This is a genomic window from Moorena sp. SIO3I6, from assembly GCF_010672095.1.
Map to the genome: position 1 here is coordinate 138,018 of NZ_JAAHHU010000003.1, position 24,488 is coordinate 162,505.

Below are 24,488 nucleotides of genomic sequence, written 5' to 3' on the forward strand. Positions count from 1 at the left end.
TTTTACTGATCCCACCACGTTCAGTTAAAGCGCCTGCTAGCTGAATGCTGAATGCTGAATGCTGAATGCTGAATGCTTACAAGTCAACAGTTAATTGTCATCAAGAAAAACTGTTAACAGTTAACTGGTAACTGATAACTGGTAACTGATAAGTGAATAGCTGTGTAAGTCAGCTAAATCTGAGTAAAGAATCTAGGAGGAATTTAAATGTCACTTTGGGTAATAGATGCTGACCCGATAGAGTTGCGTGCTGGTGCAACAGAAGATGATCTGCAGACAGTGATTAGGGCAGTTTACAAACAGGTTCTAGGTAACCAGCACTTGCTGGAATCCGATCGCTTAACTAGTGCTGAAGCGATGCTGCGGAATGGGGATATCAGTGTACGGGGCTTTGTGCGCATGGTCGCTAAATCAGACTTGTATAAGTCCCTGTTTTTTGATTCTGCTTCCCAGTATCGTTTCATTGAGCTCAACTACAAGCATTTTCTAGGTCGTGCTCCCCAGGAACAGGCAGAAATTGCCGAACATGTTCTAATTTATAACACTGCTGGCTACGACGCTGAAATCGATTCTTATATCGATAGCGCAGAGTATCAGTTGAGTTTTGGTGAGTTTATTGTCCCCTATCCTCGTAGTAATAATACCGAAGTTGGGATTAAGAACGTAGGATTTAATCGGACGTTTTGCTTGATGCGGGGAGATGCTACTAGTGATAGCAGTAACCAAGCCAAGCTGATTAGTGATTTAGGAGCTAATCTGTCTACCAAGATTACTGCTCCTGTTGGAGGTTCAGGTACTTACACCAATACAGGCAAACGCTTTAAGATTACTGTCGCTAAAGCTGGTGTTGGTTCTCGCTTCAAGCGGAGTAATGCTAGCTATGAGGTGGGTTACGACCAGTTGTCGGCGAGGATTCAAAATATGCACAAAATGGGCAGCAAAATTGTCAGTATTACTGAAATAGGTTAGGTTGACTGTCAGGATTCAGTAGTTGATATGAGCTAAGTATGTAGATGTTAGTTTTTGGAAATAGGCTGTGAGCAATCAACAGCTAATTTCTAAAAACTAACACTATTGGCTATTAAACTACTGGTCAACTATTGGCAGTTGGATAGACCGTTTTTTAATTCACAACTTAGTAAATTGGAGGTACTTTACCGATGTCAGGAATGATTACAGATGGAAGTAGCACTCTGAGTGATTATAGCGATCGCACAGTTGTACTAGAGGTAACAGGTCTGTGTCGCCAAGATGTAATGCGCACAAGTAACTATACGACGAAGGTTCCTTATAGCTGTATAGCTGAGGCAATGAAGAACATTAGCCGTATGGGTGGTAAGGTTACTAGTGTCCACGTTAGTTAAAACAAAGTAGGTTGAGCTGACTACTGCACCGTACAGATTTTTTCGTTTAACTGTTGACTGTTGACTGTTGACTGTTGACTGTTAATGATCAGCAGTCAACAGTCAATTAAATCTCTAAGTGCAACTAGCGTGTCAGTCAACCAAGATGATATGGAAAGCGTAAGCTTAACCAATAATAAATTAATACTTATATTGTTGAATCAATATAGTTATCAATCATTTTTTTTTGTAATTCAAGGATAAATACTAGAATATAGCAAGTCTTATACCCATGAGGTACAAAGAGATCCCCCTAAATCCCCCTTATCAAGGGGGACTTTGAGGTTGAGAAGGGTACCTCATAAATCCTAGAAACGCTATATTGAATTTATTTATTAAATTAAATCTTTATTTTATTGAATAAAGTAGTATTCATACAAAAGTTGTTTATTAACTTTATTTAACAACATTGAACAACAATGGAATGGATTGGGAGGTCTTTTAGATGGTAATTGGTTTTATAAACCCTGTACTGACACGCGCCGCACAATTAGGGGTGGCAGCATTTCAAGAAACAGACCCAGTTGAACTGTGGCCTAGTCATTCTGAAGAAGAACTGGAAATTGTGATTCGGGCTGTCTATCGGCAAGTGTTGGGGAATACCTATGTCATGGACAGTGAGCGGCTCACCGTTTCCGAATCCCAACTTAGAAACGGAGAAATTTCTGTCCGGGAATTTGTGCGGCAAGTGGCTAAATCTGAGCTTTACTACTCCCGATTTTTCAGCAGTTGCCCTCGTAACCGAGCCATTGAGTTGAATTTCAAGCATCTCCTTGGTCGAGCTCCCGAAAGCTATGAGGAAATTATTGAGCATACGAGGATCCTTGATCAAGGGGGTTATGAGACTGAAATCGATTCTTATATCGATAGCGAAGAATACCAGATCGCTTTTGGGGAAAACCAGGTGCCCTATTATCGAGGTTACAAAACCCAGATAGGCAAGAGTACAGTGGGATTTACCCATCTCTTAAAACTGTTGCGTGGTGCCTCTGGTAGCGATAAAGGCACTGTTTGGCGGGGGAATTGGTCTCGGTTGAATCAGTCCCTGATGACCAATAGCCCCAGTAATATGGAGCCGCTTTCTGGAGCTGGTGACCTAGTAAAACCCACTGATGTCAATAAACTCCTGGCTAATGTTCTAGGTCTCAAGAAAGAGCAACCAGCAAGTCCCACAGAAACTCAAATAGCACCTAAGATTCTTACAGAAGCTGAAAAACTCGAGCAAAACACGACTCAAACCTGGCAACGCCAGTATCAAGCCTGGGAACAAATTGATCCGATTGAGCTGTGGCCAGGTCGCTCGGAAGCAGAAATCGAGACGGTGATTCGAGCAGTCTACCGTCAGGTTTTGGGAAATGCCCATGTCATGGAGAGTGAACGGCTGATTGTCCCCGAATCCCAGATCAAGCGGGGCCAAATCACTGTCCGTGAGTTTGTGCGTCAGGTGGCCAAGTCAGAGTTGTATCGGTCAAGGTTTTTTGATATCTGTCCCCGCTACCGGTCAATCGAGCTGAATTTTAAGCATTTGCTAGGTCGTGCTCCTGATGACTACTCTGAGACCTTCTATCACAGCCAAGTACTGGATCAAGGAGGTTTCGAGGCGGATATTGATTCCTATATCGATAGTGACGAGTACCAAGAGGTCTTTGGGGAGGATACTGTACCCTTTTACCGGGGCTATAAAACCCAAACAGGCAAAAAGCTGCTTGGGTTTACTAACATGTTGGTGCTGATGCCCAGCGTTTCTAGCTCTGATAAAGACAATTTGTCAGGGAATCCATCAAGGCTTAATAAATCGATTATTTATAATAATCCCCTTGGGCTTGCCCCAGTTACTGATATCCAAGCCTTATTGGATGAAGTACTCAAGCCCAAAATCCAACCGAAGCAAGCTACCGCAGGAGCTGAGAAAGAACGCTCAGAAGCCTATCAAGCCATCGAACGGAAATGCCAAGAGCAAGAAGAACTGCTGGAAAGCTTGCAGAAACAGTTGGCAGACTTACGACCATTGGCTAGCTTTGGAGAATCACAGTTTAGCAAATGGCAGTCTTACAGTTCTTCGAGCAATGGTGGTAGTGGTTTCACCACCATGGCACCCCCAATCCCAATGGCAGCAGCGACTGTAGAGCCAGACAGTTATGAAGCTCTCCAACAAAAGTCTGAAAAACAGGCCCAGGAAATTGCTACCTTACAAGAAAAGGTTGCTGATCAGCGGCGTTTAGCTATGATTGCAGAAGCGCGGTTGAATAAGTGGCGTCCTCGTAGTTATTAGAGGAAAAACTTAGTACTTATTAGAGCTGGGATTAGCTCTATCGCCAGTTGCCATAGAAAGTTGCCATAGAAATGTGTGGGTTGTTGACGGTTGACTGTTGAGAGTTGAATGACAGCGGTCAACCATCAACAACTACCTGGGAAATACAAGCTTTTAACTAAAGCTTCTAACTTAAGCTTTTAAAGAGGTACTTTTAACAGTAAAATATATAGACTTTAAATAGCCGATCCGGAGGAAAAGCCAATGGCCAAGAAAAGCCGTAAAACTGCTAGCCAGTATTCAGAAAGTAAGTCCAAGGTGGGGATATCCCTGACCCCTACAGGCATTGGCTTGTTGACTCAGATGGCTCAGAATACTGGATTGTCCCGCTCGGAACTAATTGAGCGTATCGCCAGAGGTAATATTGCGATCGCATGCCAGCAGGCAAGTATGACTATTGCGCTGGAAAATCCACCGCAGGCAAACGAAACATCCCCCAACAATGGAGCCACAAAATCTCAAACCAAGATTCAGGTTATAGAGGGTAAGCAACCGGTACAAACTGATGTGTCTGAGCCTGGTGGTTCTGGTGTATCCCAAGAAGATTACCAGTCTTTGCAACAGCAGGCTAAAGAGCAAGCTAATTTGATTGAAGACTTACAGCAGAAGTTAGCTCAACAAAAATCTGAAACTGCTGAACAGACCGAAAGCTATCAGTCTTTACAAAAGCAGGCACAAGAGCAAGGGAATCTGGTTAAGAAATTACAGAAGCAACTAGCTGACCAAAAATCTGAAACTGCTGAACAGACCGAAAGCTATCAGTCTTTACAACAGCAGGCTAAAGAGCAATCTAATCTGGTTAAGAAATTACAGAAGCAGTTAGCAGACCAAAAATCTCAAACTGCTGAACAAACGGAAAGTTATCAGTCTTTACAACAGCAGGCTAAAGAGCAATCTAATCTGGTTAAGAAATTACAGAAGCAGTTAGCAGACCAAAAATCTCAAACTGCTGAACAAACCGAAAGCTATCAGTCTTTACAACAGCAGGCACAAGAGCAAGGGAATCTGGTTAAGAAATTACAGAAGCAGTTAGCAGACCAAAAATCTCAAACTGCTGAACAGACAGAAAGTTATCAGTCTTTACAACAGCAGGCTCAACAGCAAGCTAATGTGATTGAAGACTTACAACAGAAGTTAGCTGACCAAAAATCTCTAGCAACACAACAGGTCGAGAGTAACCAGACTCTGCAACAGCAGGCACAACAGCAATCTAATCTGGTTAAGAAGTTACAGAAGCAGCTAGCTGAGCAACAATCTCAGGCGGCGCAACAAGTAGAAAGTAATCAGTTTCTACAGCAGCAAACTCAAGACCAAGGGAAGCGTATTGCTGAGTTAGAGCGTCAGTTATCTGAACAACAATCTCCGGCTAATCAAGCTCCCGAGAGTTATGAGTCTTTGAAACAGCATAATCAAGAGCAAGAGGAGCGTATTGCAACTTTACAAAAACACATTTCTGAGTTAAAGCGTTGGGCAACCATTGGCAAAACAGAGTTCAACAAGAGGCTTAACCGGAGATGGTTTTAGCTATTGCCCGAAGGCATAAATAATTATGTCAATTCCCCTGGCTTTCTTCGTTGATAGTTTTGGGGATAATTTTGGGTTTTAATGACAACAAATAATTCTATTATAGCAGTCGAAGCCTAGTGTAGGACAGTCACTTTTCCTCAAACCTAGATACAAAGCTAGTTTAACTTCTGACTTCTGACTTCAAACTTCTGACTTCTGCTATAATTATTCTGGTATTATTCTCGAGATGCTTTCCTGGATGAACCAAAGTTGATAATCTGTTCCAAGCGTGATATCGAACTAGCTGCTGATTCTCGGATATAGGGGTCGGCTTCCTGATTCTCAGCGGCAGCAGATAGCACTTCCATACCTCTCTCATCCCCTAAGGAACCTAGAGCCTGTAGCACAGTAACTTGAAGCGCAATATCGTCGATGTCCAAAGCAGCCACTAGGGCTTCAAAAGCGGGTGGACCAATGGTTCCCAGTGCGCCAACTGTTGATATTTTTACAACGGGATCTGGGTCTTTAAGGGCCGTTTGTAGACTCTGCAACCCCACAGTTGGGAAAGTTTCTTCTGAGTAGTTAAGAGCGATCGAAGCCAGCGCTTTTGCACAGCTAGCCCGTACTGTGTTATTTTCACTAGTTGTTAAGGTTTCTGCCAATACCGGTACAGCATCAAGACCAATCACACCTAGAGTTTGCACTGCTGCTCGCCGATAAACCACATCCTCATCACCCAAAATTGCCATCAACTCAGAAATAGTATTCTCGGTGCGCTCTGCTGCAATCTGCCGCATGGCTCTTTCTCTGAGTCTAGGATTTTTATTTTTTAATTGTTGATATAACTCTTCTGTAGACATTAGTAGATATTCGTAAATATCAGTAAAAAAAATATTAGTAGACATTCTTGATCGAGGAGTCATACCAAGTTGCGGTCAAACGTACAACTTTCTCTTCCGCCGATCTCCCCATCTCCCCATCTCCCCATCTCCCCATCTCCCCACCTCCCTATCTCCCTATCCAAGCCATCTACTCTCTTTGAATGCCACTTGGTATCAGGATCTTCAAGCACAACAACTAAGGGGTTCTTAGCAAAGTGCTGAACCTGTTTCAGGCACAGCACTTTGCTAAGATACCCCTTCAGTCGAAAGTACTAGAGGCAGCTAGCCACTACAGAAAGTGGATAGCAATAATCCTATGACATGGAGTTGATTACATAGTCAAGATAACCCCGGTATTCAACCAAGGCTTGGGCAGACATATCACGAGGAGCGCAGCCACGATCCCGGAGGACGGTCAAACCAGTAACATAGGTAGCGGCATCGATACCTAAAGCTTTGTAGACTTCACGAGCGCCAGCAATACCCCACTCATCCAGAGGACCAGTACCACCAACAACTAGGCAATAGTTGATCAAACGCAGGTAGTGAACGATGTCACGCTTGCACTTTTCTTTCTGAGTACCTGCATCGATGTCCCGACCACTACCGTTGGGGAACTTTTTATAGATAGCATCAACAGCTTCTTGAGCTACAGCGTCGTAGTTACCTGCCAACTTTTCAGCAGCTTCCATACGAGCAGCAGAACGTTGCAAGCTACCTTGAACTGATTCTAGGTCAGAAGCGCTAGGAAACCGACCTCCTAGGTCAGCGGAAGCAACAACAGTGGTTAACACTGATTTCATAATTAAGATATCTCCTGTCTTAAAATTGATTTCGGCAAAAGGTCAGTGTAATTGAAATTCTCCTGAGCAGGGAGACTAGCTAATAGCACTGCCGACTGCATCGAAGTAGCTACCGACTTCTGCAGCCAAAGAGGAACAATCACCACTAGTAACAGACTCTTTGCGTTGAGATGCAGTGTTGGTAACAAAAGCCACAGCAGCAGCCTTCATGATGCCAACAGCCCGGCCAGTATTACCAGTGGGGACGCCCAAAGCAGCGTAGGTTTCCTTCAGACCATTCAAGCAGCGGTCAGCCAGTACAGAACTATCTCCGCTGAGAACGGCGTAGCACACATAACGCAAGACGATTTCGCCATCACGTAGACAAGCAGCCATCTTGCGGTTGGTGTAAACACCGCCACCGGGAGCAGTTAAACCAGGGCTTTCGCAAACGATACCAGCAACTGCATCAGTAACGATACAGCTAGCATTGCTGGCGATAAAATTCACAGCATCAAGGCGCTTGTTGCCATCAGCAACAAATCCCTTCAGAGCTTCTAAATCAGCACCGCCAACAAATCCACCTGCGGAATCGGCAGCAACTACGGCTTTTGAAAAAGCGTCTAGCATTAAAATCTCCTTATCAATAACAAGGACTTAAAATTATTGGTCTTGTCGTTCATGAATTGACTAACCAATTTAGACGATAAAAGCTGTTTGACACTCTAGTCCCATTTATGAGAAACAAAGCAACAAAACATTACAAAAATTTCCGTCTATCAGTTTAATTGTATACTTTTGTATCAATAAACCTTTAACTGTTTGGTTCAATGCTAAACAGTATCGTCAAGATCAGGGTCAATACCTGCTGCTCGTAGCTGCTCAGCCAACCGAGCCGCTCTTGCTAAAGCCGCTTGAGTTCGTTGGCGCTCCTGCTCCACTATAGACTCTGCTTGTTCAGCACGTTGTCGCTCTTGTTCAGCTCTTTCCCTTTCTAGAACAGCTCGTTCATCACCAATCAACAACAGATTTCCTTCCTCATCCCACCACCTTAGCCATAGTTGAGTTTGATTCTGATAACTTCCTTGCCATAAGCCTAGTTCTACACCCAAGGGTGAAATATAATAATGCCCTCGTTCATTAGGGGTTAATTTCTGATAAAACCCACTGACCAAGGTATAGACTTCAAGAGAGCTGTTGTTTATTTGATAAATACCATAGTAGGGAATTCGGATAATTTGCTCATATACCCAAAACTTCCCTGGCTTAGTTACTTCTCCTTGAGTCGAGAGGGATAATGGGGTTTTGTCCCGTTCTTCATCCCCATTGCCACTGGCAAATTCTAAAGCAATTAATGGTGCTATATGTTCCCGCCACACCACATAGGAGCGACGAATTTTACCGTCTAGCTGAGGAGGGACATTGGGAACATAAAACCAATCAGGTGCTTCGGCTCCTTTTTCAGGTGGATCAGTTTCTCGCCAGTATATACCACAGTCTTGCCCAATAGCATATTCTCCATCAGGATGTCGCTGTTGTAATATCTCTCCAATCGAATCCGTTAGAATTATACTTTGGGGATGCTCTTGAAAGTTTTTCACAAATGTTCCATCTGACTCCGGTAGCTGGGTGTGGTCAGGAAAGGGAGGAGGTAATTTGACTCGAGGTACTGTCTCAGTCATGATCTGGCCTAGACTATGGCGGTGATAATCTCTATATTATCCTGGCTGCAAAGCGTGTGATAGGCGATCCCAATTACCAATTACCAGAGCATGGTATTAGTGCTTAGTACACTAAAGATGCTCTTCCAAGGTGACTAATGACTAATCCTAATAGCTAATGACTAGTAACCACTTTAGTAACTGCTTTCTCCCGAATCAACCAATCTGAATCATTAGCTGCCAGCTCTTGACCACTGGTATCCCCTAACTGCTCTAATGCGATTAAACTGGCATATTTCAAGTTAAAAATCTTGGTATTGAGGCTGTCTTTGAGTAAGGGAATTGCCCGTTTATCCCCTAAATTCCCCAAGGCAATAGCAGCAGCAGCACGGGATTTTTGAAACTGGGGTGCTTTATTGTGTAAGGCTTCCACTATCAAATCGTAGGCATCAGCGTATTTGAGCCAGCCTAAGAGTTTGACCACATGGTAGTGAGCACCATAATCGTTATGGGCTTTGTCAGCATAGGTAGCCAGTAGGGCTTCAGCGACAGCATCTGGGGATAACTTCAGCAGAGTTTTACTGCCTAGATAACACCGCCCAAAATCTGTATGGTATAGCTCGTTAATCAAGAATTCTAAACTGGGCATTTGGTCATATTCATGAACCAGCTCTAGGTGATCAGGATGATCACGAATCACTTGATCGAGTGATGGTTCGATCTCCTCAAAGGTGATATTACCGGCTGGCAACCCAGCCTCTGCCAAGAGGCGAATTCCTCGTATTCGAAAGACCATGGAAATGGGACAGGTCGCAATTTTAGGAATTCCTTGGTAGTATCGGGCATCAATCAGGTCTTGAATACAAGCTCGTCGGGCATTGACACTAGAGTGTTGTAGGAATGCCATCACTTTGTGCATTTCGGTGGTATCCCCTGTGAACCGACAAACCGTTGCGATCGCAGCACTGGCTATGGGTTCATTATCGGATTTAGTAAAGGTCTTAATCTTCTCAAGGGCTGGTTTATAGTCCAGTGCTGCCAGAGTTTGGATAATCACCCGATAAGTCTGACCTGGCTTCTCCAGTAGCTGGGCAATTTCTTCGAGAATTTCCGGATCTTGAGTACCAATTTCCCCAATTGCCCAGACAGCATTTTCCACCGTGTAACAATCCTCATCCCCTAGACATGAGCGAATGATGGGTAGGGCTACAGAGGCTTTCAGACGACCTAAACTTTCTACTGCCTTGCGTCGAGCGATACGATGGTACATTTCTGAGTTTTGCTCTTGCACGGTTTCCATCAAGGCATTGATTGAGCGCTCGGTGTCAAAGTTAATTAAATGGGATGCAGCCAGATAGCGATCAGATGGGTCTTCCAGCTGCTCTAAGGGGGTCTTTAAAAGTGCGATCGCTTGATCTTCGGTCAAATTAAATATATTGGCAAAACGTTTATCCATCAGTGATTTAGTAGTGATTTAGTAGTTATTTAGCAATTAACAATAGGTTTTACTAAGTAGTTTAGTTGGTTTTCCCCCCTAACTTCCCAAAACAATTAGGGGACTCTTTGACGGTACTCAACCAATTCAGGCAAAGCAACGTACTAAGAGTCCCCAGGTGCTGATCGAAATGTTAGTCAATCAGCGACGGATTTTAACCGTGATCTCCTTAGGACAGGGAGTTGATTACATAGTCGAGGTAAGTTTTGTACTCAACCAAAGCTTGAGGAGACATGTCACGAGGAGCACAACCGCGATCGCGAGTGAACTCAAGAGCTGCGATATAGGGAGGGGTAGGTAGGTTCAAAGAACGGTAAACTTCACGCTGACCAGCAATACCCCACTCATCTAGAGGACCAGTACCGCCAACAACCAAGCAGTAGTTGATCAAGCGTAGGTAGTGACCGAGATCCCGGTAGCACTTGTCAACTTTGACTTGAGAATCCCCAGCTTCACCAGATTCTTTCAGGTAAGGATACTTCTTAAAGCAAGCATCACCAGCTTCTTTGGTTACAGCATCAATGCCAGCTGCTAGCTTTTCAGCAGCTTCCATACGAGCAGCAGCCCGTTGCAGGCTACCTTGAACAGACTCAAGGTCAGAGCTGCTAGGGAAACGGCCTGCCGCATCCGCAGCAGTAACAACTGTGGTTATAACTGATTTCATCTTTATATATCTCCTGAATGGGTTTTGACAAAGATTATACTTAGCTTTTCGCTTTCCCAGCTCGCTTTGGCAGGAGCTTGGTTATCTTAGGCAAAAGGGAAAGACTAGCTGATAGCAGCAACTACTGCGTCGAAGTAACCAGCAGTTTCAGCAGCTAAGGAGGAACAATCCCCGGAAGTGAGTTCAAACTTGCGCTGGCTAGCGGTGTTGTTAACGAAAGCAACTGCAGCCGCTTTCATGATTCCAACAGCACGAGCTGTGGAGGTAGTGGGTACACCCAGAGCGCTGTAGGTTTCCTTGAGACCATTCAGGCAGCGGTCGCTGAGTACAGAAGCATCACCAGCCAAGATCGCATAGGTCACGTAGCGGAGGATGATTTCACCATCACGCAAGCAAGCAGCCATGCGGCGGTTGGGGTAGCAGTTACCACCAGCTTGAATCAAACCAGTGTTTTCGCAGATCATGCCAGAAACAGCATCGGAAACTATGCAGCTGGCGTCGCTGGCGATAATGTTGACAATATCAAGGCGCTTATTACCATCAGCAATAAAGCCTTTTAGTTCAGCCAGGTCTCCAGCACCTAGACATGCGGTTTTGCTATCTGCTGTAACTACAGCTCTGGAAAAAGCGTCAAGCATTGAGATCTCCTTAAATTAAAGGTACTTAACTAGTTTGCTATCTTGCTTGTCATTTATCAAATTTGACCAGCTGATTATTATGATTAGCGGATTATGGGGACCGCAGTCTCATTTATTAACAACAAAGTAATAATCTGTAATATTCGTCACAAGGTCACCAGTCGATCACACTGGAGTCGGTTAACCGACTCGGCAGTTATATACAAAACTTAATAATTGGATGTACCTAACTGTGATATATTATCATTCATTACTGCCTACTCCAATTAACCCAAGACTAAAATACGTCAACTAATTGGTAAGCATTAAGCTATAGCAGAAGTCAGAAGTCAGAAGTCAGAAGTCAGAAGTCAAACTCTTGCGCTTACTTAGGTTTGAGACTTTTGTCATGTCCTAATTGCCCTGGCGACTGCTATATAAGCTTATGCGCTACGCGCACGCTACGCGAACAGCTATCAGCTATCAGCTATCAGCTATCAGATCAGCTATAAACTTATGCGCTACGCGAACGCTACTTGAGGGGCCAAAGGCTGACCACTGACTACTGACTACTGACTACTGACTACTGACCACTGACGGCTGAATGCTTAGCTATAGACTGGTTCAGTGGGGGGGGTTCACGAACGTTCATCAAATCTGGTGCGGAAACTCCCGTATTTTATCCAGTATTGTTTGAGGTCATGATGAGGTGTATGTAAACTCGCTTTAGCTTGATACAAAATAACTTGGCGATGGGAGCCAATCCAAATTTTTTTAATGGGTTTAACGGATATTACACTTCCTCCGAGACTCTCGACACATTCCGAGAATCGTTCAACCGTTGTATATTCTACCGTCTCAAAGATAAAAAAGTGACCCGAGCAGATCAAATGTCTGCTCCTAATCCAGCACTGCATCTTTTTTTGAGCTCTTGGCGGTAGCATTAGCTGTACACAAATCATCCTCAACTCTATTATTGGTAATTAAGATTATCGGTTAATGGTTTTATAACAAAGGGAATAGGGAGTAGGGAGTAGGGAGTAGGGAAGAGACAACAAAAATTGTCACAATTCATTTAGAAACCCTATAGGCTTTAGGCTAATAACTAATAATCCCTTTAATAATTATTTAGAGAGTAGCAATAAAATACCACTTTTAAGTTTGTCGGGTGGTAACAAAAAGTTTGGTTATTTTGATTAGTCTAGATTAGAGGATTTTTTTACTTACCCTAATTTACTTAGTATTTGTTGGTATTTGTATTAAAAGCCAATCCCTTGTTGCTGATAAATATGGGCTACAAATCCGCGCTACAAATCCGGTAATTCGTCAGCAAAACTTTGCCGTTTATCAAATCGTAAATGACCAGCTGCTGAGCCCCATACGTGCTCATGAGTATTGACATCCATACCCTGATCTAGGCTGTTCCAAGTTGTTTCAGTCAATTCCACATCACTGACCAGATAAGTTTTACGCCCATTACGTTGGATGAAACACTGGCAACCGGGTTCTACACTGCCACGAAACATGTCACCTTCTCGCCAGAAAATCATTGAACAGTTGTAGCGACGTTCTATAGCATCAGGGGTAATGGTTTTGAGAATATCTAGCTCTCGCGCTGCCCCGGCATAAAGAATTGGATCGTTAAGGCTGTAATTTTCTATATAACTATGATCACCTTTATCAATCAGGCGATGGACTCCCTGACGGTAGGGACTCCATAGATCATAGTCATAGGCTTGCTCAGAATAGAAACCAATACCCGAAAAGAAATCAAAGGGTAAAGGGCGAAAGAAAACATGAATGTGAGCGTAAAGCTGAGGATTATCAATCGCTTGTTTTTGGTTACTAAAATCTCCAGCCATCCAACTAGCTAGAGTCATTAAATTACTGGTAGTTTTATCGGTAGTACTAGACAACATTAGTGTATTAATCTATTGAAAACTTAGAGTTAAACAAGATTAAAAAAAATCTAAATTATGACCTTAACTGTTCAAGCTGCTAACTTTCACCCCGATTGGGATAAGTCGCGGATTTCTGAAGAAAACGAGGCTGTAGTCACCCCTTGACCAGAACTGGTTTTAATCAAGGACACCCGAAAACGTAAATTCGGTGTGGCAAACCAAATCCGTTCTTCAGCAGCTGCTCGGTCATACTCCGTTAACAAAGTGAATGTACCATCTTCAGTAAGGTGATAGTTGCCCACTGCTGCAATGGTCTCGGCATAGCCTTGCTCTCTGAGCAGTTTTCCCCGATCGGGGTTTTCAGGATCGGGGATAGGGACTAGAACGCAACTTCCAGACTGGATGTCGTCTTCATCCCAATCTGATTCACCTTCCCAACTCATGCGAAAGGGATGGAAGGCAGTTGTGGGATCAATATCGTATAGTTTGCAAATGTCAATCACAGCTGAGTCATCAGCCTCAAGGGCAACGATATCAATAGTTGAGCGTATTTCCTCAAAGTGACTAAACGCTAAGTGATGACCGCTGCGTTGCGATCGCCAACGTCCAATAGAACGTTCTATAAACTCAGTAAGCTCCATTTGCTATGTGTAGTTTGATTTAAAAAAGTTAACAATTTTGTTTGCGTATAGCAGCTGAATCCTCAGCTCAATGGTGTTGTACGTTACGCAAACCTAGTAAATTAGAGCCTTTACCCGGATTTACACCTTCAGTTATACACCGTGGCTCCCATCCTTAAACATTAGTAATTGTAAACTTTTATGACAGTTATGTGTGGAAACCAGAACTAGTATCAACGGAAACATAAAAGTCAACTATAAACAGTTAACCATCAACAGGATTTATAGCAGTTCTCATATTAGTGATGCAGTAGCCTCACGGGGGTTTACCCCACTCGCGCTTTGCATCAAGACAATCAGGTAAACAGGATTTTTTCCCTGTTCCCTGTTCCCTATTCCCTGTTCCCTATTCCCTGCTCCCTACTCCCTACTCCCTACTCCCTACTGCCATTAACCCAGAACGAAAGTACCTTACCCAATTGAGAAATGCTACGCTAATTATCAATCTTTTTGTTCCACCCCAAAGCCCACTAGAACCACCTTGTCTAGGGGTTCGCTTTCTGGAGGACGCTGGTAATTAATAATTTTGCGGATTCTTAAGTTGGGATTGATCAGGGTAATAGAATCAACAGATACCACACGGGTATAGTAGGTGGTCATCAAAAGTTCTAGTTTATTGGTATCGAAGCTAAAATGAGCGACTTTAGGTTTAGCTTCTTCGTAGGCGCGATCGCGTAAATAATCTCCCTCTAGAATCATTGATTCTTCGACCTGAGGGACAAAGAGCATATTCAGTTGTTGGGACACCCGTTCACCTTTTTCAGAAACTGTCTCGAAACCAAGATGATAACCACACAGGTCATTGATATTAGGTAAGTCAGGTTGCTGATTATCCATCAACACCTTAGTTTTGAGGGGAGAAGACAGGGGTTCAATGGTGAATTCTGTAAGGGAGCGCTCTACCTCCTGGTGAGTCAGATTATGATAGGTACGTTGTGCCACCCAGGTTCCTACGCAGCAATCAAAGAAGTATGTGAACTACCCCGACCTACTTGGCCTATGGCCACGCTACGCGAACGTTGAGGTCGGGGCTTCCAGCTTGGCCTTTGGCCACGCTACGCGAACACGGAAGAATGCCGAAGGTGCGCTTTCCGTAGGCGAATTAAATTCGCCACGGTTCGCACCTCAACTTGGACGGACGTCCACGTCTTGGTCTTACTTCTTCTCCACTGGCGTTGACCTCCCCCGTCCCAGAGGAGGATAGCATTCTGATCCCTTCTGCCCTAATATTTTTTGCCGCATTACCATCTCTATCGTGGTGAGTTCCACAACTTGGACAAGTCCAAACTCTTACATCAAGCGGTAACTCTTTGATTTGATAATGACAATTAGAACAGGTCTTAGAGCTGGGAAACCAACGGTTTATCTCAACTAACACCTTCCCCTCCTTTTCGCACTTATAAGAGAGGAAGTTTACAAAGATTCCCCAACCTAGATCAGAAATTGCTTTAGCTAGTTTATGGTTACGAACCATGCCCTTGACATTCAGGTTTTCGACTACCACTACTTGGTTTTGATCCACTATCTTTCTAGATAGCTTATGTAGGTAGTCTTGGCGAACATTTCCAATCCGTTCGTATACCTTAGCTACAATTTTTTTTGCCTTTTTGCGTCCATTGCTACCTTTTTTCTTTCGGGCAGCAATACGCTGCTTTTTCGCCAGTTTATTTTCGGACTTTGCTAAATGCTTGGGATTCCCAAATTTAGAAGTTTTTTCGCCATCGTAGGTGATCGCAAAATCTTTAATACCTAAATCAATGCCAATCACTTTACCATTAGTAGATGGCTTTGTGTCGTTCGAATCGTATTCCATCAGTACAGAGGCGTAGTATTTACCAGAAGGAGTCTTACTGACTGTGACAGTTTTGATTTCCCCGTCTAGTGGTCGGTGGATTACTGCTTTAACAACTCCCAACTTTCCGGGAAATTTGAGGCAGTTACATACCTGTTTTACGTACTGTGGATATTGGATTGATTGACGGTGATGATATGATTTGAATTTAGGATATTTAGCTCTACCTTGGCCTATGGCCACGCTACGCGAACAAAAAAATTTTGATATGCACGGCTAAGATTGAGACTGACCGATTGCAAAATCTGAGAGTAACAATCTTTTAGCCATACGGTTTTCTCTTCTTTTTTGAGTTTTGGCAACATAGCATTGAGTGCAGAACGAGACAATCCTTTCCCAGTTTTCTTGTAGGTTTCTATGCACTGATTTAGCGCATAATTCCACCACCAACGAGCACAACCAAAGTGCTGAGCAAGTATATGAACTTGCTCTTGTGTGGGGTAAATTCGGATTTTTACGGCTTGATGTCTCATTCTTTCTGCATTTGCTATCGACCTACATATCAGTATATACAATTCGTGATAAATCGTCAAGGGATTCGGCCAAGCCGACCCTTGGCCTATGGCCACGCTACTTGAGGTGCGAACGGCAAAAGTTTTTGAGGGGGCGAAATTCCCCACCTTCTTACAAGGTGGGGAATTTCGCCCCCTCAAACTCCCCCTATCTCGTTAAATTTGGATATGGACATGATTTTGTTAATTAAAATATTTTAAAATAACTATTTTTAAATTGTTAATATCTATTCTATTTTTTATAGTTTTAATTATGAGGTATTGGTTTAGCTAAATTGTTTCAATTTATTAATTAAATGATCGAAATAATCTGCTATTGTCTCTGGTTCAGATAATCTCTTTAAACTAGCTGCCTTTATCTGTTCTAATCCTGATACCATTGCGGGGATTGGAACTTGCATTTCTTTGTACAACAAGTTCATATAGTGCAGTCCTTCAGCACTAGTAAACTCGGTGCTACTCCCAGCAATTCCATAGGTAATACAACGGAGGAAATGCCAAAAATCTCGCCAACAGGCTTCTGCTCGTGGGGCAGGATAAAGACTACCCCCTGGTTTAGTAATATCAGGATATTGAGCCAATACGGTTTCCCGCGCTTCAGAAACAATATCAGAAGCGTTATCCCGCAAAAATTTGGCTGTATTGATTAAGGGCTCCGTATCTGGTGAAGAGGCTTTAATCTGCTGCAAGTCATCATCGCTAAGATAGCGACCATGATCATCAGCTGCCTGGAAATGCTGGATAATCTCTGGGGGATAGGAGTCTTGCCAGTTGGTAAAGCTGACAATTCTGGCTTTGGTAATTAGCTCTTTGAGATAGTCGCTTAATTGAGTCGTCATGGTTGATTTTTGTTTAAGGTTGACGGTTTCAGATTGTTCGCATAGCGTGGCCGAAAGGCCAAGGTTGACCATAATTATTTAGCTATCAGCTATCAGCTATCAGCTATCAGCTATCAGCTATCAGCTATCAGCTTTTGAATCAGGACTTACGGACAGACTCCATGGGTAGGGTGGGCAAGGTTTTGCCCACCCTACAGGTAGCGTTAAATTGAGGGATTTGCGTAAGTCCTATGAATAAAACAACTAAGCATTGGTTTAATCTGAGTGAAGTCCCAGCGTCGAAACCTGTGCCAAAAAGCACCTCAAGTAGCGTGAGCCTTTAGCTGACGTCTGTTCGCGTAGCGTGAGCTTTTAGCTCACGGCTGACGGCTGACGGCTGACGGCTGACGGCTGAATGCTTAGGCTTGACCTTAGCATGTCATCAACGCAACGGTTAACAAAAACAAAAACTATAAACTGAACTAGCCTTAGCTTCTCCTAGTAGCTAAGGCTAGTTCACTTGATGAGAATTATACTAAATTATGATAATCTTTGATTAAAGGTATTAAGAAATGTAAAAAAAGCTGGCTCTGTAGTGCTATGGACATCCGCCAAATCGAAATCTCTCTCAAAAGTCCAAATGCCCAGGATCGCCTCAGGGCACTTACTGCTTTGAGAGAGTATGGTTCAGATGTAGCTGTTCCCCTACTAACAAGTAAACTCAAGGACCCAGAGTTTTTAGTGCGCTCCTTTGTGGCCATGGGACTTGGGAATAAACGGACTGACGAGTCCTATGCTGCGTTGTTAAATTTGATGCAATTTGATACAGATCCCAATGTAAGGGCAGAAGCTTCCAATTCCTTGTCTAAGTATGGAGACGTGTCAATATCTCATCTGGTCACGACCTTTCAACAGGATGATCACTGGCTGGTGCGCCGTAGCATTCTTGCTGCTTTGGTGGAAATGTCTTGTCCAGAAGAACTCTATACTATTTGTATTTGCGGCTTAGCAGGGGAAGACCCAACTGTCCGAGAAGCAGGAATTGATGCCCTAGGTTTACTGGCTGGTACTATTAAGGAAACTGAGGCATTGCAGCAAATTCTGGCTCTGAAAGATGCACAATGGTGGCGTATTCGGATGCATGTTGCCCGTGCCCTCAAACGATTTGATTCCCCCGATGCTAAAGCAGCATTGGGAGAACTGATGAAGGATCAAGAGCATCGGGTGGTAGCTGCTGCTTTAGATAGTTCCCTCTAGAGCATCGGTTTGGTGATCAAATTTAGGGAGTCGGGAGTAGGGAGTCGGGAGTCGGGAGTCGGGAGTCGGGAGTCGGGAGTCGGGAGTAGCAAAGCAGCGCCTACCTGTGGGGATTCCCCCCATGATCGACTGCATCAAGAGAGGGTAAAAAAAGCGATGCAGCGCGGTCTTGGGGGTTCCCCCCATGATCGACTGCATCAAGACATTGAATTTACCTAATAATGCTGAAAAATCCTATATAAAAATGACAGATAAAAATTTCATACCAAGTTGCGCTCAAACGTACAACTTTCTCTTCCCCCAATCTCCCCATCTCCCCATCTCCCAATCTCCCCATCTCCCTATCCAACCAATCTACTATCTTTGAATGCAACTCGGTATCACAAGGAGTGGGGCTCGTGATGAGTTCTTAAAATTGGTTGTATGCCATGCTTAATTAACAGCCGTATTATATGGATTGGATAATACAGGAAAGCCAGCACTCTAGGCAGGGAGAGTAAGTCCCAATCCGCTTCGTTGGGCATCAAGATAACAAACAAACTGTTTTTTAGCCAATGGAGACAGTACATCACTCTGTCATGCAGACGCTCTCTCATGCTGAAGTAGAAGCGATGATTGTAGGACAAGAAAAAAGCCCAAAACCCTTTTGCTTCTGAGAGCTTAGGACCCACTTCAAGGTCACGGAAAAGCTGTGATCGTACTTGGATAGCGAGGGATTGGGAGACTGGTTGGGCTTGCAATTTATTTAAGACTATCTGTGGCAACGTGACTCCCAGCAAATCCCTGACTAGGCAAAGGTCAAGCAAGAGCATGCGTTCACAACCAAGCTTTTGAGCCTCGGCCAGTACTCTGCGCCAATCTAACTGGGGATGAGCACGGAGTAGTTCAGCAACGTCGCATAACTGAGCCAGACGTACACTCCAGTGACAACAGTCTTTGCCCAATTGCACACAGAGAATTAACAGCATCTGTTCTGGCGAGATAGTAGATACTGTCTTACCAGCAAGAGATAGAGGCTGAAGATGCGATCGCAAATAGTCAAAATCTAATGGCAAACAGAATAAATCCGGTACAATCCCCTCGTGAAGGTCAATACAGACTCGACTCTTTTTATCCACAAAGTGATACTCCCAGCCTAGGTCTTTTTGCAATTCATACCCTTGAGACAGGAGTAATTCTTTAACTGTGGGGATGTCTTGGTGATCAACCAGGATGTCTAAGTCACCAAACTGCCGCAGCCCCAGATTGCCGTAAACTGAAACAGCAAGGGTAGGCCCTTTGAAGGGGATAGCAGAAATTCCGTGTTTCTCCAGAAGAGTCAGGAGGTTGAGTAGTTTCTGAATGAGAAATGTGTTGTGTACGACTAAGTGCTGGAAATAATCTCGAAGTTGTTTGAGGATGTTCTGGGGAACCAGGTCTGGGCAGGTATTTTTGAGACTATGGTACAGCAGCGGTAAGACTTTCTGACGGCGAGCTGTTTTGAGCAGATAAGTCCAGTCGATGTCTTGCTCAAGCAGTAAACCTTTGATAGACTTAGCAGTCGCTTCGTCGATGCTGGTTCGGACACAGTAGAGGAGTAACTGGAGTTCTGGTTTAGTTTGGAGTTCTCGGTTAGTTATCGATACTGATGCTATATTAGTTAATGGGGTTAAAGTCATCATCCAAAGTTAATCTAAAAACTCGCGCTGTAGAAACCACCACCATCCATGTGGCGGATAGAATGGCACTTAAGACTTTAATTTTCCCTTTAAAAAAAATGGGAAAATTAGCGAATTACGGCTCAAAGGTAATTAAGTGAACTACCCCGACCTAATTGGCCTATGGCCACGCTACGCGAACGTAGAGGTCGGGGCTTCCAGCTTCACGGAAGAACGCCTTAACTTGGACGGACGCCCACGTCTTGGTCTTACTTCTTCTCCACTGGCGTTGACCTCCCCCGTCCCAGAGGAGGATAGCATTCTGATTCCTTCTGCTCTGATATTTTTTGCTGCATTACCATCTCTGTCGTGATGAGTTCCGCAACTCGGACAAGTCCAAGTCCTTACATCAAGCGGCAACTCCTTGATTTGATAATGACAATTAGAGCAAGTCTTAGAACTAGGAAACCACCGGTTTATTTCAACCAACATTTTACCTTCTTTTTCGCATTTGTAGGAGATAAAATTTACAAAGGTTCCCCAACCTAGATCAGATATTGCTTTAGCTAGTTTATGGTTACGAACCATGCCCTTGACGTTTAAGTTTTCGACTACTACTACTTGGTTGTCATCGACTATCTTTCTAGACAGCTTGTGTAAGTAGTCTTGGCGGACATTTCCAATCCGTTCGTATACCTTAGCTACAATCTTTTTGGCTTTTGCACGCCTATTACTACCTTTTTCCTTCCGGGCAGCAATACGCTGTTTCTTGGCTAGTTTCTTTTCGTATTTCGCTAAGTGCTTAGGGTTGCTGAACTTAGAGGTCTTTTCGCCATCGTAGGTGATTGCAAAATCCTTGATACCTAAATCAATACCAATCACTTTTCCATCCGCAGACGGTTTTGTACCTTGCTCTTTCAGAGCCGCTCCGCGAACAGACTCGTATTCCATCAACACAGAAGCATGATATTTGCCAGAAGGAGTCCTACTGACTGTCACAGTCTTAATCTCTCCGTCTAGTGGTCGATGAATTACTGCTTTTACAATCCCTAATTTCCCAGGGAATTTAAGACAATCACCTACCTGCTTGACTTTTTGCGGATACTGAATTGATTGACGCTGATGGTATGACTTGAATCTAGGATATTTTGCTCTACCTTGGCCTATGGCCACACTTACGCGAACAAAAAAGTTCTGGTAAGCGCGACTAAGATTGAGGCTTACAGACTGCAAAACTTGAGAGTAACACTCTTTTAGCCATTCAGTCTCTTTTTCTTTTTTAAGTCTTGGAAGCATGGAGTTGAGCGCAGATTGTTTCAGACCTTTGCCAGTTTCCTTGTAGGTTTCTATACAGTGATTTAGCGCATAATTCCACCACCAACGAGCACACCCAAAATGTTGAGCAAGGATTTGAACCTGTTCTTGAGTGGGATAGATTCTGACTTTGACGGCTTTGTGTTTCACTACGCTTACCTGCTTCTCGACCTTTGTTAATATTATATGTGTTTCGTATTAACATGTCAATTCTTGGGTCTTTCAAACTAGGCTATCGTCTCGCTATCAATCCTAGAGACGCGCGCCTTAGTAGAGTGGAGCCGCGAATCTTACAGTTTTAACCCTTTTCCTCATAGCTGACCAACCATAAAGGCGACCCTCTACTTACGGTAACTTCAACACCCTGGAAGAGGGTGGGGAATTCCGCGAGTTTTGTTAAAATAATCTATTCAGTAATTGATTACTATTTACTTACTACTTACAGAAAAAACTGGGGTTTTCAGTACATTTAACTAGTAAGTGTGCAAAGTTTTGATGAAGTACCTTGCCATATAACACAATAGGGATTAGTCTTTACCTAATCCCTATTGACTGGCAGCGCTTTCCTTGCTAATGCTTTGACAGGGTGGCAAGGAAAGCTTCCCCATAAGCATATGCGCTACGCGCACGCTGCGCGAACAGCGGCCAGTGATCAGCGGTCAGTGGTCAGCGGTCAGCGGTCAGCTTTGTGGCATAAGCTTCCAGCCTGTGACTTCACTGAGATTAAACCAATGCTTACCTGTTGTCTTGATGCAGTCGCTCATGGGGAGGGGCTGCCTGCGGAACCTGCGTCCGCGCTGCATCGCTGAAAGCCCCGTGGAAAACCCCTTTGGCGGCGCTGCATCGCTTATTCAAAAACTCTTCCCCTAGCGGATTAGCACCTCAAGTAGCGTGCGCGTAGCGGATTAGCTGATAGCACCTCAAGTAGGGTGCGCGTAGTGGATTAGCTGAATGCTTACGCTTCCCCTTAGGTAGATTTGGGTGCCTTAGTCAGGCAAAGGTTAGCTCAGACAAAGGTTAGATCAGCCAAATGTTAACGATTATTTCTTTGTCTGGGAGAAATGAGACAGGAAGTATCGCGATACTCTATGCTCAGTAAGGGTTTTACTATGTATACGAGCAATATAAATGTATCAGCCTTTCCTGGACTATCTGGAAAAAGAGCTATTCAAGCGGTTTGATTTAAGCAGTCAACCAATTCCCCCAGGCTTAGAACGCCAGGTAAGCGATCGCGCTAAACATCGGGCAATTATTCAAAGCTGGTGTTACCAATGCCCGGAATTGCGGAAAATTCGCTATACCTACATGGATGTTGGACCAGTCTCTCAAGTGTTTAACAGTGTGATCTATCCCAGTCACTGTTACGATCTCCCTTTGCTAGGGATTGACTTCTTAGCCTTTGGCAAAAAGAAGATCCTGGTGGTTCTAGACTTTCAGCCATTGTTCAGGGATGAAGCGTATCAGGAAAAATATATTGAACCGATGCGAGTCATTCGCGATCGCTATCAGGACTTGGCACAAAACTTAGAAATGAAGTTTTATGATGCCAACCAGTACTTCTCTAAGTATCTACTGTTTGCCAAAATCGATTCCCTAGAGACAGTGAAAACAGAAGTCTTTGAGGCTTACAAAGACTACTTGGCGTTATATTGGCAAATGGTGGAGCAAGCTGAGCCTCTAACTGAGCCAGAAGATATTGAGCGCATTGTTAAGGCACAGAAAGACTACGACCAGTATAGTGCCGACAGAGACCCAGCCCATGGTCTGTTCAGCAGCTACTTTGGTCCCGAGTGGGCAGAGCAGTTCTTATATGAGTTCTTATTTGAAAATGCCATGCCTTTAGCCGTTAGTCAAAGCCAAACATGACTCTCTATCAGCCGTTTCTAGACTACGCGATCGCATATCTAAAAGAGCGCCTTGATCTACAGCCTTATCCCATTCCCCCTGGGTTTGAAAGCAAATTCGCAACAGTGGGGAAAGGGAAAAAGCAGCAAGATGTCCTGACCACCAGTTATGGCTTTGCTGCACCCAAAATCAGACAAATTCGAGCTGCTCATGTCCAGGGGGGAGCAGCATTACAGGTACTCAATTTTGTAATCTTCCCCCACCTCAACTATGACCTCCCCTTCTTCGGGGCTGACTTAGTGACCTTACCTGGTGGACATCTGATTGCCTTGGATATGCAGCCCCTGTTCCGAGATGACCCAGCCTATCAAGCTCGTTACACGGAACCTATCCTACCGATTTTCAAGGCTCATCAACAGCATTTGCCTTGGGGAGGAGACTTTCCTGAGGAAGCAACACCGTTCTTTTCCCCAGCTTTCCTGTGGACACGCCCTAAGGAAACCGAAGTAGTGGAAAATCGGGTGTTTGCTGCCTTCAAGGACTATCTGACAGCTTACTTAGATTTTGTGGATCAGGCAGAACTAATTACTGATTCCGAGCATCTCAAAGCCATCAAGGAAGCTCAACTGCGTTATCTGGGTTATCGTGCTGAGAAAGACCCAGCTCGTGGTATGTTTCAGAGATTTTATGGCAGTGAATGGACTGAGGAGTACATCCACGGTTTCTTGTTTGATCTAGAGCGGAAGCTGGCAAAGGCTTAAGCGTAGGATGTTAAAAATTAACCTCAGTTCGATGTAAGAAAGTGGTTAGTTTTTTCAGGAGTCAGGAGTCAGAAGTCAGGAGTCAGAAGTCAGGACAAGACTACAGAATTGATGGGAATAATACAGAATTTTATTGTTGATAAAACTCTGATTAATTGCCAAGTAACTGGGAAATAATTTATCTTGATTCCATTTATTATGACTCGATGCTCCTGACTCGATACTCCTACAATTTTAGAGCTTTTAATTGAAGGGGCAAGAGTTTAGCCTCCTCCATAGCAGCGATCGCGCCAAAGGCCAACAGTAGCCAGAAACAAATTTTTTTAAAATATCTCAAATCCTTGTCTTGATGCAGCCCCTCCCCACTGGCGCTTTGGATCAAGACAAGGTTATTTAAATGGGCGACAGCTTACGTAATACTTCATACTTAATACTTGATACTTCATACTTTATATTTCCCTAAGATAACAAATTATGTTTTTTGATTAAGAAACGTAAAAAAAGTTATGATTGTATGAAGCTGATCCCCTAAATCTGTGATTATAACTGAGTAACCATTCAGCTATCAGCTATCAGCTATCAGCTATCAGC

24 protein-coding genes and 2 pseudogenes are annotated in these 24,488 nt (G+C 43.8%); 9 read left to right on the forward strand and 17 right to left on the reverse strand.

What is annotated here, in order from left to right; translation table 11 throughout:
• Nucleotides 1-207: 207 nt before the first annotated feature.
• From F6K49_RS02330 to F6K49_RS02345, 4 genes are all read left to right on the forward strand, one after another.
• On the forward strand, nucleotides 208-969 hold the full coding sequence (locus tag F6K49_RS02330; protein ID WP_293027887.1) for a phycobilisome rod-core linker polypeptide: 762 nt from the start codon (nucleotides 208-210) through the stop codon (nucleotides 967-969).
• A gap of 191 nt (nucleotides 970-1,160) precedes the next feature.
• On the forward strand, nucleotides 1,161-1,364 hold the full coding sequence (locus tag F6K49_RS02335) for a phycobilisome linker polypeptide (RefSeq protein ID WP_293027884.1): 204 nt from the start codon (nucleotides 1,161-1,163) through the stop codon (nucleotides 1,362-1,364).
• Between the two features lie 484 nt (nucleotides 1,365-1,848).
• Nucleotides 1,849-3,675 (forward strand): phycobilisome rod-core linker polypeptide, encoded by a 1,827-nt coding sequence (locus tag F6K49_RS02340; RefSeq protein WP_293093855.1) that lies wholly within the window; start codon nucleotides 1,849-1,851, stop codon nucleotides 3,673-3,675.
• A gap of 243 nt (nucleotides 3,676-3,918) precedes the next feature.
• On the forward strand, nucleotides 3,919-5,238 hold the full coding sequence (locus F6K49_RS02345; protein WP_293093858.1) for a hypothetical protein: 1,320 nt from the start codon (nucleotides 3,919-3,921) through the stop codon (nucleotides 5,236-5,238).
• 218 nt (nucleotides 5,239-5,456) lie between these two features.
• Here the strand turns inward: F6K49_RS02345 and F6K49_RS02350 are convergent, their stop codons facing one another.
• The 10 genes from F6K49_RS02350 to F6K49_RS02395 form a co-directional block, all read right to left on the reverse strand.
• Nucleotides 5,457-6,125 carry a HEAT repeat domain-containing protein gene (locus F6K49_RS02350; RefSeq protein ID WP_293093861.1) on the reverse strand — a complete coding sequence of 223 codons (669 nt, stop codon included), beginning with the start codon at nucleotides 6,123-6,125 and terminating at the stop codon, nucleotides 5,457-5,459.
• 290 nt (nucleotides 6,126-6,415) lie between these two features.
• Nucleotides 6,416-6,904 (reverse strand): bleomycin hydrolase, encoded by a 489-nt coding sequence (locus F6K49_RS02355; protein WP_287248232.1) that lies wholly within the window; start codon nucleotides 6,902-6,904, stop codon nucleotides 6,416-6,418.
• Nucleotides 6,905-6,979: 75 nt separating this feature from the next.
• Nucleotides 6,980-7,513 carry a phycocyanin subunit beta gene (locus tag F6K49_RS02360; RefSeq protein ID WP_293025414.1) on the reverse strand — a complete coding sequence of 178 codons (534 nt, stop codon included), beginning with the start codon at nucleotides 7,511-7,513 and terminating at the stop codon, nucleotides 6,980-6,982.
• A gap of 203 nt (nucleotides 7,514-7,716) precedes the next feature.
• Entirely contained in the window at nucleotides 7,717-8,565 is an 849-nt protein-coding gene (locus F6K49_RS02365; RefSeq protein WP_293025416.1) for a Uma2 family endonuclease, read from the reverse strand.
• Nucleotides 8,566-8,719: 154 nt separating this feature from the next.
• Entirely contained in the window at nucleotides 8,720-10,000 is a 1,281-nt protein-coding gene (locus F6K49_RS02370; RefSeq protein WP_293093866.1) for a HEAT repeat domain-containing protein, read from the reverse strand.
• Between the two features lie 208 nt (nucleotides 10,001-10,208).
• On the reverse strand, nucleotides 10,209-10,703 hold the full coding sequence (gene cpeA, locus F6K49_RS02375; protein ID WP_293025420.1) for a class 1 C-phycoerythrin subunit alpha: 495 nt from the start codon (nucleotides 10,701-10,703) through the stop codon (nucleotides 10,209-10,211).
• A 104-nt stretch (nucleotides 10,704-10,807) separates the two neighbouring features.
• Complete coding sequence (locus tag F6K49_RS02380; protein WP_293025422.1) at nucleotides 10,808-11,341, reverse strand: bleomycin hydrolase; 534 nt, start codon at nucleotides 11,339-11,341, stop codon at nucleotides 10,808-10,810.
• A 617-nt stretch (nucleotides 11,342-11,958) separates the two neighbouring features.
• Nucleotides 11,959-12,282, reverse strand: a complete 324-nt coding sequence (locus tag F6K49_RS02385; RefSeq protein ID WP_293093869.1) for a CpeR family transcriptional regulator — start codon at nucleotides 12,280-12,282, stop codon at nucleotides 11,959-11,961.
• 345 nt (nucleotides 12,283-12,627) lie between these two features.
• A complete protein-coding gene (locus tag F6K49_RS02390; protein WP_293093872.1) occupies nucleotides 12,628-13,239 on the reverse strand; it encodes a chromophore lyase CpcT/CpeT in 612 nt (203 codons plus the stop codon).
• A gap of 86 nt (nucleotides 13,240-13,325) precedes the next feature.
• Nucleotides 13,326-13,862, reverse strand: a complete 537-nt coding sequence (locus F6K49_RS02395) for a phycobiliprotein lyase (protein ID WP_293025429.1) — start codon at nucleotides 13,860-13,862, stop codon at nucleotides 13,326-13,328.
• A gap of 321 nt (nucleotides 13,863-14,183) precedes the next feature.
• Here F6K49_RS02395 and F6K49_RS02400 point away from each other — a divergent pair, with 321 nt between their 5' ends.
• Nucleotides 14,184-14,324, forward strand: a complete 141-nt coding sequence (locus F6K49_RS02400) for a hypothetical protein (protein WP_293025431.1) — start codon at nucleotides 14,184-14,186, stop codon at nucleotides 14,322-14,324.
• Between the two features lie 18 nt (nucleotides 14,325-14,342).
• Here F6K49_RS02400 and F6K49_RS02405 read toward each other — a convergent pair.
• From F6K49_RS02405 to F6K49_RS02415, 3 genes and pseudogenes are all read right to left on the reverse strand, one after another.
• A pseudogene (locus tag F6K49_RS02405) lies at nucleotides 14,343-14,861 on the reverse strand (phycobiliprotein lyase); the annotation flags it as partial.
• A 142-nt stretch (nucleotides 14,862-15,003) separates the two neighbouring features.
• A pseudogene (locus F6K49_RS02410) lies at nucleotides 15,004-16,226 on the reverse strand (RNA-guided endonuclease TnpB family protein).
• Between the two features lie 305 nt (nucleotides 16,227-16,531).
• Nucleotides 16,532-17,176 carry a phycobilisome protein gene (locus F6K49_RS02415; protein WP_366514115.1) on the reverse strand — a complete coding sequence of 215 codons (645 nt, stop codon included), beginning with the start codon at nucleotides 17,174-17,176 and terminating at the stop codon, nucleotides 16,532-16,534.
• Nucleotides 17,177-17,683: 507 nt separating this feature from the next.
• Between F6K49_RS02415 and F6K49_RS02420 the strand changes: the two genes are divergently transcribed.
• On the forward strand, nucleotides 17,684-18,340 hold the full coding sequence (locus F6K49_RS02420) for a HEAT repeat domain-containing protein (protein ID WP_293093875.1): 657 nt from the start codon (nucleotides 17,684-17,686) through the stop codon (nucleotides 18,338-18,340).
• Here F6K49_RS02420 and F6K49_RS02425 read toward each other — a convergent pair.
• The 4 genes from F6K49_RS02425 to F6K49_RS02440 all read right to left on the reverse strand — a co-directional run bounded on the left by F6K49_RS02425 (nucleotide 18,323) and on the right by F6K49_RS02440 (nucleotide 21,441).
• Entirely contained in the window at nucleotides 18,323-18,541 is a 219-nt protein-coding gene (locus F6K49_RS02425; RefSeq protein ID WP_293093879.1) for a hypothetical protein, read from the reverse strand. The genes F6K49_RS02420 and F6K49_RS02425 overlap by 18 nt on opposite strands.
• Nucleotides 18,542-18,551: 10 nt before the next feature.
• Entirely contained in the window at nucleotides 18,552-18,677 is a 126-nt protein-coding gene (locus F6K49_RS02430) for a hypothetical protein (protein WP_293093884.1), read from the reverse strand.
• Nucleotides 18,678-18,720: 43 nt separating this feature from the next.
• Entirely contained in the window at nucleotides 18,721-20,001 is a 1,281-nt protein-coding gene (locus tag F6K49_RS02435; protein ID WP_293093887.1) for a nucleotidyltransferase family protein, read from the reverse strand.
• 168 nt (nucleotides 20,002-20,169) lie between these two features.
• Nucleotides 20,170-21,441 (reverse strand): RNA-guided endonuclease TnpB family protein, encoded by a 1,272-nt coding sequence (locus F6K49_RS02440; protein WP_293038869.1) that lies wholly within the window; start codon nucleotides 21,439-21,441, stop codon nucleotides 20,170-20,172.
• 398 nt (nucleotides 21,442-21,839) lie between these two features.
• Between F6K49_RS02440 and F6K49_RS02445 the strand changes: the two genes are divergently transcribed.
• The 3 genes from F6K49_RS02445 (at nucleotide 21,840) to F6K49_RS02455 (ending at nucleotide 23,897) form a co-directional block, all read left to right on the forward strand.
• On the forward strand, nucleotides 21,840-22,100 hold the full coding sequence (locus tag F6K49_RS02445; RefSeq protein ID WP_293025441.1) for a hypothetical protein: 261 nt from the start codon (nucleotides 21,840-21,842) through the stop codon (nucleotides 22,098-22,100).
• 319 nt (nucleotides 22,101-22,419) lie between these two features.
• Nucleotides 22,420-23,157, forward strand: a complete 738-nt coding sequence (locus F6K49_RS02450) for a 15,16-dihydrobiliverdin:ferredoxin oxidoreductase (RefSeq protein ID WP_293025443.1) — start codon at nucleotides 22,420-22,422, stop codon at nucleotides 23,155-23,157.
• Nucleotides 23,154-23,897 carry a phycoerythrobilin:ferredoxin oxidoreductase gene (locus tag F6K49_RS02455; RefSeq protein ID WP_293025444.1) on the forward strand — a complete coding sequence of 248 codons (744 nt, stop codon included), beginning with the start codon at nucleotides 23,154-23,156 and terminating at the stop codon, nucleotides 23,895-23,897. The genes F6K49_RS02450 and F6K49_RS02455 overlap by 4 nt, the downstream gene beginning before the upstream one ends.
• The last annotated feature ends 591 nt before the right edge of the window (nucleotides 23,898-24,488 follow it).